Genomic DNA, 17412 nt, shown 5'->3' on the forward strand with positions numbered 1-17412 from the left:
AAGCCCGGTGAATGATGAGTTCACCGGGCTTTTCTTTTGCTTCGTCAGAATCAGATCAGATGTTCTGTAAACTCACTCAGCATGTCACCGACAAATTTCAGGCGTTTTGGGCGGTCAGTCAGATCCAACATAAACTTCAGCTTGGTCGGACCGTCGAGACGATACACCTGCGGCTGTTTTTGCAGCAGACCGATCAGGAAGCCCGGATCGACACGGTTCTTATCACCGAATTCGATAAAGCCACCGCGCTCGTTGCCTTCGATACGCCGGATGCCCAGCTCTTTAGCTTTCAGGCGTAGCACGGCAATCTGCAACAGATTGCGCGCAGCGTCCGGCAACGTGCCGAAGCGGTCGATCAGCTCCACGCGCAACTCGTCCAGTTCACCTTCGGTCTTGGCGCTGGCGATGCGTTTGTATAATGACAGGCGGGTATTGACGTCAGGGATGAAATCTTCCGGCAGCAGCGCAGGCATGCGCATTTCGACTTCCGTCTGGCTGGTGGTTAAATCCTCCAGCGACGGCTCGCGGCCTTCCTTCAGCGCTTCGACGGCGTTTTCCAGCAATTCCATATACAGCGAGAAACCGATGCTGGTCATCTGACCGCTCTGGCCTTCACCGAGCAGTTCACCTGCACCACGAATTTCCAGGTCATGCGTCGCCAGCGCGAAACCGGCACCCAGGTCTTCCAGCGAGGCGATGGCCTCCAGACGTTTATGCGCATCAACAGACATGGCTTTCGGCGGTGGTGTCAGCAGATAGGCATAGGCCTGATGATGTGAACGCCCGACGCGGCCACGCAGCTGATGCAGCTGCGCCAGACCAAAGTGATCGGCACGCTCAATGATGATGGTGTTTGCCGTCGGGATATCGATACCGGTTTCGATGATGGTGGTACACACCAGTACGTTAAAACGCTGATGATGGAAATCATTCATCACGCGCTCAAGGTCGCGTTCACGCATCTGCCCGTGCCCGATAGCAATGCGCGCTTCCGGCACCAGTTCGGCCAGACGCTGCGAGGCTTTTTCGATATTCTCAACGTCGTTATAAAGATAATAAACCTGCCCGCCGCGCAGAATTTCACGCAGTATCGCCTCGCGAACCACCAGGCTGTCGTACTCGCGCACGAAGGTTTTGACCGCCATACGACGTGCGGGCGGTGTGGCAATAATCGACAGATCGCGCATACCGCTCATCGCCATATTCAGCGTACGCGGGATAGGCGTTGCGGTCAGTGTCAGGATATCCACATCGGCACGCATGGCTTTGATTCGTTCTTTATGGCGCACACCGAAACGGTGTTCTTCATCGACGATCAGCAGACCGAGATCTTTCCAGCGCAGGTCGCTTTGCAGCAGTTTGTGCGTACCGATAATAATATCGACTTTGCCTTCAACGGCATCTTCCAGCACCACATTTTGCTCTTTGGCGCTGCGGAAACGCGACATCATTTCGATGCGCACCGGCCAGCTGGCGAAACGGTCGCGGAAGTTATCGAAGTGCTGTTGTGCCAGCAGCGTGGTCGGCACCAGAACGGCCACCTGCTTGTTGTTGGAAACGGCGAGGAAAGCTGCGCGCATCGCCACTTCGGTTTTCCCGAAACCTACGTCGCCACAGACCAGACGATCCATCGCCAGTGGTTGTGTCATGTCGGTCAGTACCGCATTAATCGCCTGAGCCTGATCCGGCGTGGTTTCAAACGGGAAAGCCTGACAGAACAGCTGATACTGTTCTTTGTCATGCTTAAAGGCGAAACCACTTTTGGCTTCGCGCTGGGCATAGATATCCAGCAGTTCGGCGGCAACGTCGCGTACTTTCTCTGCGGCTTTCTGCCGTGCTTTCGACCAGGCTTCCCCCCCAGTTTATGCAGTGGCGCGCTTTCGTCGGCACCCCCGGCATAACGGCTGATCAGATGCAGGGATGACACCGGCACATAGAGTTTGTCTTCACCGGCGTAAGTCAGGATCAGGTATTCGGCAGTAATACCGCCGGTTTCCAGCGTGGTCAGCCCGAGATAACGACCGACGCCGTGCTCGACGTGTACCACCGGCTGACCGGGGCGCAGTTCAGCGAGGTTGCGGATCAGCGTATCGGTATTAATCGACCGGCGGCTGTCCTGACGGCGACGCGCCACACGTTCACCAAGCAGGTCGCTTTCACAGATCAGCGCCAGCTGTTTATCCGCATCCAGAAAACCGCGTTCACATGCGCCAATCATGATGTAACGACCGGCAGTATCGGCTTCTTCGATGCGGGTAATCAGCGTCGGCATCAGCTTGATGCGTGCCAGCAAATCCTGCAAGGTTTCGCGGCGGCCTTCACTTTCTACCGAGAAGACCAGACTGCCAGTGAAGGATTCATTGAAGCGACGCAGGTTATCCATCGGCGTTTTATTCTGCGGCTGAACGGATAAATCAGGCAGCTTTTCGTAGCTCAGGTTAGTGTTCGCGGCTTTCTTCGGCAGCGAATCGGTGCGCAGTTGCACGCGCGGCCACTCTTTGAGTTCGGCAAATAACGAATCAACGCGCAACCACAGGTTTTCCGGTTCAAGCAGCGGACGCATCGGATCGACGCGACGGCTCTCGTAACGCTGACAGGCATCCTGCCAGAAACGTTCGGCGGCGGCTTCAAGGTCGCCGGTGTTCAGCAGCAGGGTATTTTCCGGCAGATAGCTGAACAGCGTGGTCAGTGGCTGACTGAAAAACAGCGGCTGCCAGTATTCGATACCGGCCGGGAAGGTGCCTTTGCTGACCTGCTGATACACATGCTCAGCGTCGCGACGCACTTCGAACTTCTCGCGCCACTGGCTGCGGAACAGTTCGATGGCATTTTTGTCGGTCGGGAATTCATGTGCGGGCAGCAGATTGATGTGATCGACTTCGGTCAGCGTGCGCTGGGTATCCACGTCAAAGATACGCAGACTGTCGATTTCATCATCAAAGAAATCAATGCGGTAAGGTTCTTCGCTGCCCATCGGATACAAATCGAGCAGGGCGCCACGGGTGGCAAACTCACCGTGTTCCATCACCTGATCGACGCTGCGGTAACCGGCTTGTTCCAGCTGCGCACGCAGCTTATCGCGGGAAAGTTGCTGGCCTTTTTTCATCACCAGCGCGTGACCGTGCAGGAACTCGTGCGGGCAGACGCGCTGCATCAGCGTATTCACCGGCAGAATGATGATGCCGCGTTCCATAGTCGGAAGCTGATACAAACTGGAAAGGCGCGAAGAAATGATTTCCTGATGCGGAGAAAAACTGTCGTAAGGCAGGGTTTCCCAGTCGGAAATGCTCAGGACTTTGTTTTCAGTAAACTGCTGGATTTCATCGCGCAGGCGCAGGGCATTCTGCATATCAGGTGCGATCAGCAGCACGGGGCCGGTATGGCGTTCACTGATTTGGGCGCATTCCAGCGCGCAGGCGGAGCCCGTAAGCTGGCCTAACAGGCGGGTGTCGCCCGGACGTTCAGGCAACGAATAACGATAATCTTGAGACATAGGCTGTTTTGAGTTCTCGTTTTGGCGGCTGTCGGAGGCCAATTTGCAGACCGTATCTTGCTTCGCTGGTGTCATCGGGGTCAACCCGTTGACGGTATAAAAGCGTCAACAGAGTCACAAAGTTAAACCGATTACTTTGGGTTAGTGGTTCCATAAAGCGGTGCTAGCCTTTATTATCCTTGATCACTTTAGTCTGCGCCACGCACTTATTTGCGGCCAAGCACTTAAAACGGATGTTATGTATCAACCTGTCGCGTTATTTATAGGTCTGCGCTACATGCGCGGGCGTGCTTCGGACCGCTTCGGGCGGTTTGTCTCCTGGTTATCCACCATTGGTATCACCCTTGGGGTGATGGCGCTGGTAACCGTATTGTCTGTGATGAACGGTTTTGAGAAAGATCTGGAAGGTAACATTCTGGGTCTGATGCCTCAGGCGTTAATCACCACACCGGCCGGATCGCTTGATCCACAGAAAATCACCCATGATCAGGTGTCAGCGCTGAAAAGTGTTAACCGCGCCGTGCCGCTCACCACCGGTGATGTCGTGCTGCAAAGTCCCGGCAGCGTTGCCGTGGGCGTGATGCTCGGTGTGGATCCCACTCAGCATGATCCGCTCGCGAAATACTTAATTGGGGTTGCACAGCAGGAACTTCAACCCGGTCAGTACAACATCATTCTGGGCGATCAGCTGGCGCAGCAACTCAAAGTGCGTCGCGGTGATCAGCTGCGTCTGATGGTCACCAGCGTCAGCCAGTTTACGCCGGTCGGTCGTGTGCCAAGCCAGCGTCTGTTCAATGTGATCGGGACGTTCTCCGCCAACAGTGAAGTGGATGGTTACCAGATGCTGGTGAACATTCAGGACGCCTCACGTCTGATGCTATATCCGAAAGGCAACGTGACCGGCTGGCGTCTGTTCCTCGATAAACCGCTGGACGTCGACAGCCTGAGTACGCAAAAGCTGCCGGACGGAGCCAGCTGGAAAGACTGGCGCGAACGTCGCGGTGAGTTGTTCCAGGCCGTGCGCATGGAAAAAAATATGATGGGGCTGCTGCTGAGTCTGATCGTCGCCGTCGCCGCGTTTAACATTATTACGTCACTGGGCTTACTGGTGATGGAGAAACAAGCCGAAGTGGCAATTTTGCAAACGCAGGGCTTAAGCCGCCGCCAGATTATGGCGCTGTTTATGGTGCAGGGCGCCAGTGCCGGTGTGATAGGCGCGTTGCTCGGTGCTGTGCTCGGCGTGGTACTGGCCACTCAGCTGAATACCATTATGCCGGCTATTGGGCTGATGCTTGATGGCGCGTCGCTGCCGGTCGATATTGAACCGGTTCAGGTCGTTGTCATTGCGCTGGTCGCCATGGCAATCGCCTTATTATCTACGCTTTATCCTTCCTGGCGCGCTGCTGCCACCCATCCCGCAGAGGCTTTACGTTATGAGTAATTCTTTATTATTGCAGTGTGAAAACCTCTGTAAGACTTATCAGGAAGGCAAGATGCACACCGACGTGCTGCGTGACGTGAGCTTCGCCATGCAGCCGGGCGAGATGATGGCGATTGTCGGAACGTCCGGTTCCGGTAAAAGCACATTGCTGCATCTGCTGGGCGGCCTGGATTCCCCGACGTCTGGTGAAGTGATTTTCAAAGGTCAGTCGCTGAACAGCATGTCTTCCTCGGCGAAATCCGAATTGCGTAACCGCGAGCTGGGCTTCATTTATCAGTTCCACCATTTGCTGCCGGATTTCACCGCACTGGAAAACGTGGCAATGCCGCTGCTGATCGGCAAAAAGAAATCTGCCGAAGTCCAGGAGCGCGCGCTGGCGATGCTTGAGGCGGTTGGGCTGCAACACCGCAGCAATCACCGTCCTTCCGAGCTTTCCGGCGGCGAACGTCAGCGTGTGGCGATTGCCCGTGCGCTGGTGAATAACCCTTCGCTGGTGCTGGCCGATGAACCGACCGGTAACCTCGACCAGCGCAACGCAGACAGCATTTTTGAGCTGCTCGGCGAACTGAATGTGCGTCAGGGCACCGCGTTTCTGGTGGTGACTCATGACCTGCAACTGGCCAACCGTCTGACGCGTCAGCTGGAAATGCGTGACGGCAAGCTGCAGCAGGAATCGATGTTGCTGGGAGCGAAGTAATGTCTGGCATTCCGTTTTCATTATTGATTGGCCTGCGCTTTAGTCGCGGGCGTCGCCGCAGCGGCATGGTGTCGCTGATTTCGGTGATTTCAACGTTAGGTATCGCGCTCGGTGTAGCGGTATTGATCGTCGGCCTGAGCGCCATGAACGGGTTCGAGCGTGAACTGAAAGAGCGCGTGCTGGCGGTGGTGCCACACGGTGAAATCCGCCCGGTGAATCAGCCGTTTAACAACTGGCAGGGCGTTCTGGATCGTGTGGAAAAAGTGCCGGGCATTGTGGCCGCCGCGCCGTATATCCAGTTCAATGGCCTGATTGAGCACGGTGCCAAACTGCGTGCCATCCAGCTGAAAGGTGTGGATCCGCAGAGCGAACCGCGAGTCAGTGCCGCGCCGAAATTTGTACAAAACAATGCATGGCAGAACTTTAAAGCCGGTCAGCAACAGCTGATCCTCGGTAAAGGCGTCGCCGATGCCGTGGGTGTGAAGCAGGGCGACTGGGTGACGGTGATGATCCCTAACAGTGACCCGGAAATGAAACTGTTACAGCCAAAACGCATCCGTTTGCAGGTCGCCGGGATTTTGCAGCTCAGCGGACAGCTTGACCACAGTCTGGGCATGGTGCCGCTGGCCGATGCGCAGCAATATCAGGATATGGGCAGCAGCGTGACCGGCATTGATATTAAAGTGAATGATGTCTTTGCGGCGCAAAAATTAGTCCATGATGCGGGTGAAGTGACGCAGGCTTACGTCTACATTAGTAGTTGGATCGGCACATACGGCTATATGTACCGCGATATCCAGATGGTCCGCGCCATCATGTATATGGCGATGGTGCTGGTGATCGGCGTAGCCTGTTTCAACATTGTGTCTACGCTGGTGATGGCAGTGAAAGATAAAAGCAGCGATATTGCGATTTTGCGCACACTGGGCGCAAAAGACGGGCTTATCCGTGCGGTCTTCATCTGGTACGGTTTACTGGCAGGGCTGGTGGGCAGCGTGGCGGGTGTGGTGATTGGCGTGATTGCGGCTTTCCAGCTGACCAACATCGTCAACTTTTTGCAAAAACTCACCGGGCATCAGTTCCTGTCGGGCGATATTTATTTCATCGACTTCCTGCCATCTGAAGTTCACTGGCTGGATGTTGCGGGCGTGCTGGTCACCGCCCTGATCCTGAGCCTGCTGGCGAGCTGGTATCCGGCACGTCGCGCAAGCCGTATTGATCCTGCCCGCGTACTCAGCGGCGGTCAGTAATGTTTTTATTAATGCAGTGTTGATGCAGTTTTAATCAGACACAGAGAGAGTAAGGAGCACTTCATGCGCACACGTCATCGTCTGTGTCGGTTTCGCAAAAACAAGCGCATTCGCCATCAGCGGTTCCGGTCGAATATTTTCCACCGTGATTCGATGGCTGCGGCTTCACTGAAAAAGCCGTTTGTGGTGGTGCTGACCGGTGCCGGGATTTCAGCTGAATCCGGTATCCGTACCTTCCGCGCCGCAGACGGTTTGTGGGAAGAACACCGTGTTGAGGATGTGGCGACGCCGGAAGGTTATCGCCGCGACCCGCAACTGGTGCAGCGTTTTTACAACGAACGCCGCCGCCAGTTGCAGGCAGACGATCTCAAACCGAATGCCGCGCATTATGCACTGGCCACGCTGGAAGAAGCGCTCGGCGATAACTTCCTGCTGGTGACGCAGAACATCGACAATCTGCACGAGCGCGCCGGGAGTTCTCGTGTGATTCATATGCACGGTGAATTGCTGAAAGTACGCTGCACGCAGTCCGGGCAAGTGCTGGAGTGGCCTGGCGATCTGAGTGTCGACGACCGCTGTCATTGCTGCCAGTTCCCCGCACCGCTGCGTCCGCACATTGTCTGGTTCGGTGAAATGCCATTTGGCATGGACGAGATTTACGACGCATTGGCGAAAGCCGACTTCTTCGTGGCGATTGGCACGTCAGGCCATGTTTATCCGGCTGCCGGATTTGTTCATGAAGCGCGTATTGGCGGTGCCTGTGCGGTTGAACTGAATCTTGAGCCCAGCCAGGTAGAAAGCGAGTTTGATATGAAGCATTACGGTCTGGCGAGTCAGGTCGTGCCGGAATTTGTGCATAAATTTCTGACGAAGAAAGACGAAGCCTGGTCGTAGACCGGGCTTTTTTTTCGACTTAATGGCCGTAAAGCGAAAAATTGCGCCTGTCCCGCAGACATATCTCGTTAAACTTGGCGAAAACTGACCTGACGCAATATTCACGGTTTTCATGCTGCGCATAATAAAAGCCAGCCGCCAGAGGATACCCAAATGAATAAGTTGCTTGATCGTTTTCTTCATTATGTTTCTTTCGATACCCAATCTAAACCCAATGTCAGACACACGCCCAGCACCGACGGGCAACTCAAGCTGGCGCAAGCCCTGCGTAATGAACTGACAGAACTGGGATTTTCAGATGTCACTCTCAGCGATAAAGGCTGCGTGATGGCAACCTTGCCGGGTAACGTGGCCTGGAAGGTACCGGTGATTGGTTTCATTTCCCATCTGGATACCGCGCCTGATTTCACGGCTAAACACGTTAATCCGCAAATTGTGGAAAATTATCGCGGCGGCGATATTGCACTGGGAAATGGCGACGAAATTTTATCACTGGTAATGTTCCCCGTGTTACATCAGCTTCTCGGCCACACGATCATTACCACCGACGGCAAAACCTTGCTCGGGTCAGATGATAAATCCGGTATCGCAGAAATTATTACCGCGATGGTGCGTCTGAAGAACAGCAATATTCCGCACGGGCCGGTGCGTATCGCCTTCACGCCAGACGAAGAAATCGGCAAAGGCGCGCAGAGTTTTGATATTCCTGCATTCGGCGCGCAGTGGTCCTACACCGTCGACGGTGGCGGAGTGGGGGAGCTGGAGTTTGAGAACTTCAACGCCGCGTCGGCCACGATTAAAATTGTCGGTAATAACGTGCATCCGGGCAGCGCCAAAGGGGTGATGGTGAATGCGTTGTCACTGGCAACACGTTTTCACAACGAGCTTCCTGCGGATGAAACGCCCGAGCATACAGAAGGTTACGAAGGTTTCTACCATCTGACGACCATCAAGGGCAACGTTGAGCGCGCGGAAATGCATTACATCATTCGTGATTTCGACAAAACGCAGTTTGAAGCCCGTAAACAAAAAATTATTGATGTCGCGCATCTGGTCGGCAAAGGGCTGCATCGCGATTGCTATATCGAAGTGACGCTGGACGATCACTACTACAACATGCGCGACAAAGTGGCACAGCATCCGCACATTATTGCGCTGGCGCAGCAGGCGATGAAAGATTGCGATATCGAACCAATCATGAAGCCTATCCGCGGCGGTACTGATGGCGCGCAACTTTCGTTCCGTGGTTTGCCATGCCCGAATATCTTCACCGGCGGCTATAACTTCCACGGTAAACACGAATTTGTGACGCTCGAAGGAATGGAAAAAGCGGTCTCCGTGATTATGCGTATTGCGGAACTGACGGCGGAAAGATCTAAATAAATCCTGGTCAGCCTTTGAGTTATAACTTTAAACAATATAAGGCTGGTTAGATTATTCTTTATTATCCTCGTGTTACTCCTTTACTCTGGTTATAACAGCTAACCTGTCTAAATATATCTTTATTTGGTATCCGTGAAAATAAGTATGCATACCAAATCTCTGAACCTTAATCCTTTCAGACGATTGCTGCGGCTTAGATAACTTCATCGGGCCGTAAAAGCCCGACAGCATTGTGTTTATTATTCAAGGAGCTCCATTCCGTGGAGCTCCATCCGGCAACCGTCCGCGGCATTACCTTGTGTAGTGATCAAACATTTTTCTGGCATGGCTACTGCCCGGAACGAGAGCTGTAAGTTAAACAGGCTACGTTTTTTATCCACCATGATAATGTCGTTATTTCTGAGTATAATGTTTGAAATATTCGCCTGAGAAATTAACTTAATCATGCCGGTGCTTGAGATATAAAAGCGTGTATCGGTTCTATTTCTATCCAGAGAAACCATAGCGATCTCCCACTTGCTGCCATCACTGGCCTTCCAGTTATCCACAGCGCCAAAAAAATCAGGAAAAATACCCTGATGCAGGAAAGAAGACAGCGAACCAATATGTTCCTGAATCCATTGATTTTTGGGTTCAATGATCTGAGTGGAAAAATTAATTTTAGATTGAGTCTCATTACCCGGAATGGATATTTTTTTATTATCAATATAATAATTCATTCGGGAGAGGTCGGCCAGCATACTCGAATTCATGGCAGACTTACCAAACCTGCGGATATCTCGATCTATATTCTTATTAATTGTATCGTATAATCTTCGCGTTATTTCAGCTGAGAGATTTCGGCTTATGTGAAGCTCAGTTTTTTTTACTTCTGATTTCGGGAGAGGGTAACTGGCAACAGTATGGGATTTAGTTAACTCATTTTTTTTTGTAAACAACTTTGTGAAGAGCATGCCTGACCTTTGATAACCAATTGTTGGTAATGAAATATCTTTCCTGATTATAAGGGTTGAGAGAGATGTTGACTAATATCAATTTACTATTAGTTGCGGGTGAGCCATTAATAACTAAAATATTAAGTTTTTTAATTAATACAGAATGCCGGAGCATTCTGTATTAATAATAAGATTAAATAGTTCTTAATATTAGTCGTTAAAGTACCAGTAACCGCCGTTCACCAGCGCTGACAGCAGCGCAAGGAATGAAGGATCGTCCAGCGCATCACCCAGCATTTCTTTGGTCACGGTTTTGTGACGGGCAATGGCATCCACTGCGCCGATATGTTCCGTGGTCATCGCTTCACCGTTGACGTAACAGGTATCGCCCACACGCAGCACGCGCAGACCGCCCAGACGTTCCAGCGTTTCACCGGATTCCAGCAGTTCATAAATTTCACCTGCCTGATAAGGCGGTTCCGGCGGTGCCAGATCCAGCTCATGACGCGACTGGGAAATGAATTCGCCAAACCAGCTGTTGAAATGCGCCGGATTACTGATCAGATCCAGCATCATGCCGCGCAGCTTATCCAGCTCAGCCGGTTGCACTTCGGCGGGATTTTCACGTTCAATCAGTTCCGGATCGCTGTAACGGTGACTGCCGAGTTCGCGGGAGAGCACGTAATCCGCAAAACCACTGACCATTTCGCGGGCGTTTGGCGCACGGAAACCGACTGAATAATTTAGTGAGTTCTCCAGCGAATAGCCGTCGTGCGGGAAACCTGGCGGAATATAAACGATATCGCCCGGCTCCAGCTCTTCATCAATAATCGCATCGAACGGTTCAACCTGCAGCAAATCCGGATGCGGGCAGTGTTGTTTCATGGCGACTTTTTCGCCCACACGCCAGCGACGGCGGCCGGTTCCCTGAATAATAAAGACGTCGTACTGATCCAGATGCGGACCCACGCCGCCGCCCGGAACCGAGAAGGAAATCATCAGGTCATCCATGCGCCAGTCCGGGATATGGCGGAACGGTGTCATCAGATGTGAAGACGGTTCGTGCCAGTGATCGACTGCCTGAACCAGCACCGACCAGCCGGTTTCGCCCAGATGATCGTAACTTTCAAACGGCCCGTGGCTGACATTCCATTTGCCGTCGTGATTGCTCACCAGACGGCTGTCCACCTCATTTTCCATCGCCAGTCCTGCCAGTTCGTCAGGCGAGATAGGATCCACAAAATTTTTAAAGCCGCGTTTTAGCACGACAGGACGTTTTTGCCAGTAACGCTGCAGGAAATCATTCCAGTCTAGGTCGAGTTGGTAATCCATAGTATTTCCCTTGCATTAAAAGGAGGGTGGATAAAGAAGAGGGCTGTCTGTAAATGATTATAACGGAAGGTGTTGCGGCTGAGTTGGGCAATTGCCAGCAAATTTCGAACTATGGTTAAGATTGCACCGAAATATGCTGGCAAAATGGTCGGGTAAACATTACTCCAGTTCGATGCCTTGTTGCAGGCCGAAACAGACACGCATACTCGCGCCGCCCAGCGGGCTGTCGCTGATGATAATTTTGCCGTCGTATTGTTCAATAATGTCGTTGGCCAGTGAAAGTCCCAGACCCTGTCCGGGGCGCAATGTATCCGCACGCTGACCGCGCTGGAAAATCACCTCACGCTTGCTCTCGGGGATCCCCGGGCCATCATCTTCAATCAAAATCACCAGTTCATGTTCGGTATGTACCGCGCTGATTTCGACAAATTCCAGACAGTACTTGCAGGCGTTATCAATCACATTACCCATGACTTCCATGAAATCATTCTTCTCTCCGACAAAGGTGATTTCCGGCGAAATATCGACGGTGATCACTACGCCTTTGCGCTGATACACTTTGTTCAGCGCTGAGCATAATCCGTCAAGGATCGCCGGCACGGAATGCACTTCGCGGATCAACAGGTTCTGTTCAGAGCGTAATGTGGCGCGATGTAGGTAGTAACCAATTTGCTGTGAAATGCGGCTGATTTGTTCAAGCATCACTGGCTCCGCTTCTTCGATGGTCATCTGCTTGCCATTACGCAGAGCGCGCAGGGTGGATTGCAAAACCGCCAGCGGGGTTTTCAGGCTGTGCGTCAGATCCGCCAGCGTAGTGCGATAACGATCATAGCGGCCACGTTCGCCGTGCAGCAAAATATTCAGGTTACGCACCAGCCCGCGCAGCTCACGGGGCGGGTTTTCATCCAGCAATTCCCGTTCATGAGATTCCAGCTGGGCGACCTGATGAATGACCTCTTTGATTGGGCGCAGACTCCAGTACGCGGCCAGCCATAACAGCGGTACGACTAACAGTAGGTTTGCCAGCAGAACATAACTGAACCATTCCCACACCAGATCTGAACGTTGCAATTCCTGCGGTATGGTATCCACCACAACAATGTTAAGTGTCGGCAGGCGCGCCGTCGCGTTATAGGTGTTGACCGCAATGGAGTGGGTCATCGCGTTGGCGTCGGTTTCGTCGTAGTCCTTCAGTTTATCCTGTGCTTTTGGGTTATTGCCCAGCACTTCGCTGCTGATTTGCGTGTCGGTATCCAGCTCGTAGAAGCCCGGTTTATTCATCCACGCTTTATCGATATGCGCTTCCAGCTCGGGAATGCGGCGCTCAGCCCACAGCAATTTTCCGTTGGCGTCGTAAATAAACACCAGCGTCGGCGTGTTGAGGTCGAGATCAGGGGGAACGTTGATGCTCAGCTTGTTGTCGCGCCACTGAGCCAGGCTGAAAAAGAGATTACTTTCGCCGCGTAGCAAACGGTAGGCTGTTTTATCGAAACTCACCATATATCCGACGACCGCCACCAGCCCGTAGGCCAGCGACAGCGCAAGAACAACTGCCGCGGTCGCCATCATAAAACGGACGCGAAGGGAGAAGGGTTTCCTGGTGCGTCCTTTCATGGCGCGTCCTTTCGTGGTGAGAAACATACCCTTACGGGCGGATGTCGAAACGATAACCCTGACCGCGAACGGTCGTGATCACATCAACCGGATGTTCAGCCTGTAATTTTTTACGCAACCGTCCCATCAGTACATCCACGGTATGGCTTTCGCGCAGTTCGGCATCGGGATAAAGCTGAAGCATCAGGGAGTCTTTGCTGACGACTTTCCCGGCGTTGCGGATCAGCGTCTCGATAATCGTATATTCGAACGCCGTCAGTTTAATCGGTTGTTCGTTAACGGTGAGCTCGCGGCGGGACAAATCAATCTGGAAAGGTTGAAGTGTAATGACCTGAGAGGCGAGGCCGCTGTTACGGCGCATCAGTGCCTGCATACGCGCCAGCACTTCTTCCAGATGGAAAGGCTTCGTAACGTAATCGTCGGCACCGGCTTCCAGCACAGCGACTTTATCCTGCCAGCTTTCACGGGCGGTCAGCACCAGAATGGGCAGATTGGTCTGATGGCTGCGCCAGCGGCGGATCAGGCTCAACCCATCTTCGCCCGGCAAACCGAGATCGACAATCGCTATGTCCGGCGCATGTTCATGCAAAAAATAGTCGGCTTCTTTGGCATCTTCCGCCGCATCCACCTGATGGCCCATTTCCCGCAACTGAACTGAAAGGTGATGACGGAGCAGTGCATTATCTTCAATGACTAAAATTCGCATGGTGATTCCTTATCCTGACAGCACGCAAAAGGGTTTACATATTCTGAGTGCAATTGTAATTGATTCAGAAACATTTTAATCAACCTGAGGTCAACGCGGATGTGCTTAAACCTCAACAGAACCTAAACGAATTATAAACGGCTTTTGGCAGAAAGCGCATAAAAAAGGCGACCCGCAGGCCGCCTCATGATCTACACCCCAAAAACTTACTTCAGTTCATCAACCATGGTGGTGGCGCGACCGATGTAGTTGCCCGGAGTCATGGCTTTCAGGCGGACTTTCTCTTCTTCCGGTAACTCCAGAGAATCGATAAACGCCTGCATACCCGCCGCATCAACACGTTTGCCGCGGGTCAGCTCTTTCAGCTTCTCGTAAGGCTTTTCGATACCGTAACGGCGCATCACGGTCTGGATTGGCTCAGCCAGCACTTCCCAGTTGTGATCCAGTTCGTTGGCCAGATTGGCTTCGTTGACTTCCAGCTTGCTGACGCCTTTCATGGTTGCCTGATACGCGATCAGCGCATAGCCCAGACCCACGCCGAGGTTACGCAGCACGGTGGAGTCGGTCAGGTCACGCTGCCAGCGGGAAACTGGCAGTTTGCTGGCAAGATGTTGCAATACGGCGTTGGACAGACCCAGGTTGCCTTCGGAGTTCTCGAAGTCGATCGGGTTGACTTTGTGCGGCATGGTGGATGAACCGATCTCGCCCGCGATAGTGCGCTGTTTGAAGTGGTTCAGGGCAATGTAACCCCAGATGTCGCGGTCAAAGTCGATCAGGATAGTGTTAAAACGCGCCACACAGTCAAACAGTTCGGCGATGTAGTCATGCGGCTCGATCTGCGTGGTGTACGGGTTCCAGGTGATGCCCAGAGACGTCACGAATTCTTCACTGAACTGGTGCCAGTTCACTTCAGGGTACGCCACGATGTGAGCGTTGTAGTTGCCCACTGCGCCGTTGATTTTGCCGAGGATTTCGACGTTTTGCAGCTGCTTAAACTGGCGATCCATACGGTAAGCGACGTTAGCCAGCTCTTTACCGATAGTGGATGGCGTCGCCGGCTGACCGTGAGTACGGGACAGCAGCGGTATATCGCGGTACTTGTGCGCCAGATCTTTCACGGCATCAATAATCTGCTTCCAGTAAGGCAGTACAACGTCCTGACGTGCGGTTTGCAGCATCAGCGCGTGGGAAAGGTTATTGATGTCTTCGGAGGTGCAGGCGAAGTGAATGAATTCAGACACTGCGTGCAGGGCAGGGATGGCCGCCACTTTTTCTTTCAGGAAATACTCAACCGCTTTGACGTCATGGTTGGTGGTTTTTTCGATGTCTTTAATGCGCTGAGCGTCATTAACATCAAAATTGGCCACAATCTGGTCGAGGAAAGCGTTTGCGTCGGCATCAAAAGCAGGAACTTCCTTGATTTCTGCACAGGCTGCCAGTTTTTGCAGCCAACGTACTTCAACCTGCACACGGAATTTCAGCAGGCCAAATTCGCTGAAAATAGTACGCAGCGCGCTGACTTTATCACCGTAGCGTCCATCAACGGGGGAAACGGCGGTCAGTGAGGATAATTCCATCGGTAGCAACTCCTGGGATCTTATTAACAATGAGCGAGAATATTCTTCGCCTGTTCAAACAAGCGATTACGGGAAAACATCAATTGCAGGCGGCCACCGCCGACCTGGTGCCAAAGCACTGCAGAACGGATACCGGCCAGTAAGATGGCGCGGACTTTTGCCTGAACCTGCGGGTTTTGTAAAATGGCTGGTGAACCTGTGACCTGAATGCGCGGACCGGCCGGGCTGACCACATCGACATAAATCGAGGCCAGGGAGCTGATCATCGTTTCAGATTCCAGCTCAAAATGCGCCAGCTGGCGGTCAAGCTGATCGATACGTTCACCGAGCTGATTCATGGCGGCTTTATTGGCGTACAGCTTGCGTTCAAGCACCATCAGGCTTAATGCGTAACGCGTTAACTCAGCGCCCGGCCCCTGACGGTTGGCATTCAGCACACCCAGCAGCGTCTCCAGTCCCATCTTCAAATTGGCTTCATTATTACCGTAAACCGCCAGCGTTGACGCCGGATTCATCTCCAGCAGGCTGCGCAGTGACACTGACATTTCTTCCTGCGAGCATTGGCCTTCGTGTGCCAGTTGCTGAACCAGGCGTGCTGCCTGACAGATCCCCGCCAAAGCCAGCGTAATGTCGTAATAATTTTTAGCCACGTTTACTCCTGTAAGCGTTTTGAAACGATGAGACGCAGTGACAATGAAATAGCCCAAATTCATGGCGACAGATCATGCCATAAAACTGCCTCTAAACACAGTTCGGAATCAGTACAGGGCATCACAGACGGACAGAAATAAAGCGGGACGCCCGAAAGCGTCCCGTATTCAACGATATATTTACCGCGTATCAGGCCTGAAGCGGCAGGCGCTGTTCAATGATCCCGCCTCCCAGACAGATTTCACCCTGATAAAATACTGCAGACTGACCCGGCGTGACCGCCGCAACCGGTGCATCGAAACGCACTTCGATGCGGTCTTCACCGAGCGGAGTCACCACGCACGGAATATCTTCCTGACGGTAACGGGTTTTCACGGTGCACGTCAGCGGGGCGGTCAGCGTTTTGCGATCGACCCAATGCAGTTGTTGGGCAATCAGACCAACGTTCATCAGGCGCGGATGCTCATGTCCTTGTGCGACGTAAAGAATGTTGTTCTCCACATCCTTTTCCACCGTGTACCACGGCTCTTCGCTGCCGTCTTTCTGGCCGCCGATGCCCAGACCTTTACGCTGGCCGAGTGTGTGATACATCAGCCCCTGATGTTGTCCCATCACCTGACCGTCCACGCTTTTAATCACGCCCGGTTGTGCCGGTAAATAGCGGCCAAGGAAGTCACGGAATTTACGCTCACCGATAAAGCAAATGCCGGTAGAGTCTTTTTTCTTCGCAGTGATTAAATCCAGTTCTTCGGCGATACGACGAACTTCAGGTTTTTCCAGCTCACCGACCGGGAACAGGCTTTGTGCGACCTGCTCGTGACCGAGCGTGTAGAGGAAATAGCTCTGATCTTTGTTGCCATCAACGCCGCGCAGCAAATGGCTGACACCGTCGATATCCTGGCGGCGGACGTAGTGACCGGTCGCGATATAATCCGCGCCCAGATCTTCAGCTGCAAATTCCAGGAAGGCTTTGAATTTGATTTCTTTATTGCACAGGATATCCGGATTTGGTGTGCGTCCGGCTTTATATTCCTCAAGGAATAATTCGAACACATTGTCCCAGTATTCCGCCGCGAAATTCACGGTGTGCAGTTCAATACCCAGCTTGTCACAAACGGCTTGCGCATCCGCAAGGTCAGTGGCTGCTGTGCAGTATTCTTCGTCGTCATCCTCTTCCCAATTTTTCATGAAGAGGCCCTCAACCTGATAACCCTGCTGTTGCAGAAGGTACGCAGAGACAGAGGAATCGACACCGCCGGACATCCCGACGATCACTTTTTTCTGGCTGTTGTCAGACATAATAGTCCCGAAACACATGAATTAATTGCCCGGTACTGACGGTGTTTATTCTGATGCTTGTCGCACGAGGATGAAGGCCGCGCGCATCCAAAACATCACAAAAAACCGAACACCACAGAAACCGAACAGAGAGGAACTGC

General features: G+C 52.8%; 12 protein-coding genes and 1 pseudogene. 5 read left to right on the plus strand and 8 right to left on the minus strand.

The window, feature by feature from the left end; all coding sequences use genetic code 11:
* Nucleotides 1-50 precede the first annotated feature (50 nt).
* A pseudogene (gene mfd, locus CKQ54_RS10995) lies at nucleotides 51-3493 on the minus strand (transcription-repair coupling factor).
* Between the two features lie 238 nt (nucleotides 3494-3731).
* Here mfd and lolC point away from each other — a divergent pair.
* The 5 genes from lolC (at nucleotide 3732) to pepT (ending at nucleotide 9158) form a co-directional block, all read left to right on the plus strand.
* A complete protein-coding gene (gene lolC, locus CKQ54_RS11000; protein WP_112291105.1) occupies nucleotides 3732-4934 on the plus strand; it encodes a lipoprotein-releasing ABC transporter permease subunit LolC in 1203 nt (400 codons plus the stop codon).
* Nucleotides 4927-5631, plus strand: a complete 705-nt coding sequence (gene lolD, locus CKQ54_RS11005; protein ID WP_112291103.1) for a lipoprotein-releasing ABC transporter ATP-binding protein LolD — start codon at nucleotides 4927-4929, stop codon at nucleotides 5629-5631. Before lolC ends, lolD begins: the two co-directional genes overlap by 8 nt.
* Nucleotides 5631-6881 carry a lipoprotein-releasing ABC transporter permease subunit LolE gene (gene lolE, locus CKQ54_RS11010; RefSeq protein WP_112291102.1) on the plus strand — a complete coding sequence of 417 codons (1251 nt, stop codon included), beginning with the start codon at nucleotides 5631-5633 and terminating at the stop codon, nucleotides 6879-6881. The genes lolD and lolE overlap by 1 nt, the downstream gene beginning before the upstream one ends.
* A gap of 63 nt (nucleotides 6882-6944) precedes the next feature.
* Nucleotides 6945-7775 carry a Sir2 family NAD+-dependent deacetylase gene (gene cobB / locus CKQ54_RS11015; RefSeq protein WP_112291100.1) on the plus strand — a complete coding sequence of 277 codons (831 nt, stop codon included), beginning with the start codon at nucleotides 6945-6947 and terminating at the stop codon, nucleotides 7773-7775.
* 153 nt (nucleotides 7776-7928) lie between these two features.
* Nucleotides 7929-9158 carry a peptidase T gene (gene pepT, locus CKQ54_RS11020; RefSeq protein WP_120160651.1) on the plus strand — a complete coding sequence of 410 codons (1230 nt, stop codon included), beginning with the start codon at nucleotides 7929-7931 and terminating at the stop codon, nucleotides 9156-9158.
* 239 nt (nucleotides 9159-9397) lie between these two features.
* On the opposite strand, the gene CKQ54_RS11025 is transcribed toward pepT, so the two are convergent.
* The 7 genes from CKQ54_RS11025 to mnmA all read right to left on the minus strand — a co-directional run bounded on the left by CKQ54_RS11025 (nucleotide 9398) and on the right by mnmA (nucleotide 17272).
* Nucleotides 9398-9898 (minus strand): hypothetical protein, encoded by a 501-nt coding sequence (locus tag CKQ54_RS11025; RefSeq protein WP_147412480.1) that lies wholly within the window; start codon nucleotides 9896-9898, stop codon nucleotides 9398-9400.
* Nucleotides 9899-10303: 405 nt separating this feature from the next.
* Nucleotides 10304-11425: a ribosomal protein uL16 3-hydroxylase gene (locus CKQ54_RS11030; RefSeq protein ID WP_120160654.1), complete on the minus strand. Its 1122-nt coding sequence runs from the start codon at nucleotides 11423-11425 to the stop codon at nucleotides 10304-10306.
* 159 nt (nucleotides 11426-11584) lie between these two features.
* Nucleotides 11585-13039 (minus strand): two-component system sensor histidine kinase PhoQ, encoded by a 1455-nt coding sequence (gene phoQ, locus CKQ54_RS11035; RefSeq protein ID WP_120160656.1) that lies wholly within the window; start codon nucleotides 13037-13039, stop codon nucleotides 11585-11587.
* A 31-nt stretch (nucleotides 13040-13070) separates the two neighbouring features.
* Nucleotides 13071-13745: a two-component system response regulator PhoP gene (phoP, locus tag CKQ54_RS11040; protein ID WP_095921366.1), complete on the minus strand. Its 675-nt coding sequence runs from the start codon at nucleotides 13743-13745 to the stop codon at nucleotides 13071-13073.
* A 206-nt stretch (nucleotides 13746-13951) separates the two neighbouring features.
* Nucleotides 13952-15322: an adenylosuccinate lyase gene (gene purB / locus CKQ54_RS11045; protein ID WP_120160658.1), complete on the minus strand. Its 1371-nt coding sequence runs from the start codon at nucleotides 15320-15322 to the stop codon at nucleotides 13952-13954.
* Between the two features lie 23 nt (nucleotides 15323-15345).
* The gene (hflD, locus tag CKQ54_RS11050; RefSeq protein WP_112291091.1) at nucleotides 15346-15972 is read right to left on the minus strand and encodes a high frequency lysogenization protein HflD; all 627 of its coding nucleotides are present in this window, start codon (nucleotides 15970-15972) and stop codon (nucleotides 15346-15348) included.
* A 190-nt stretch (nucleotides 15973-16162) separates the two neighbouring features.
* Complete coding sequence (gene mnmA, locus CKQ54_RS11055) at nucleotides 16163-17272, minus strand: tRNA 2-thiouridine(34) synthase MnmA (RefSeq protein WP_120160660.1); 1110 nt, start codon at nucleotides 17270-17272, stop codon at nucleotides 16163-16165.
* Between the last annotated feature and the right edge of the window lie 140 nt (nucleotides 17273-17412).

This window comes from Rahnella variigena (assembly GCF_003610915.1).
Classification (GTDB): Bacteria; Pseudomonadota; Gammaproteobacteria; order Enterobacterales; family Enterobacteriaceae; genus Rahnella; species Rahnella variigena.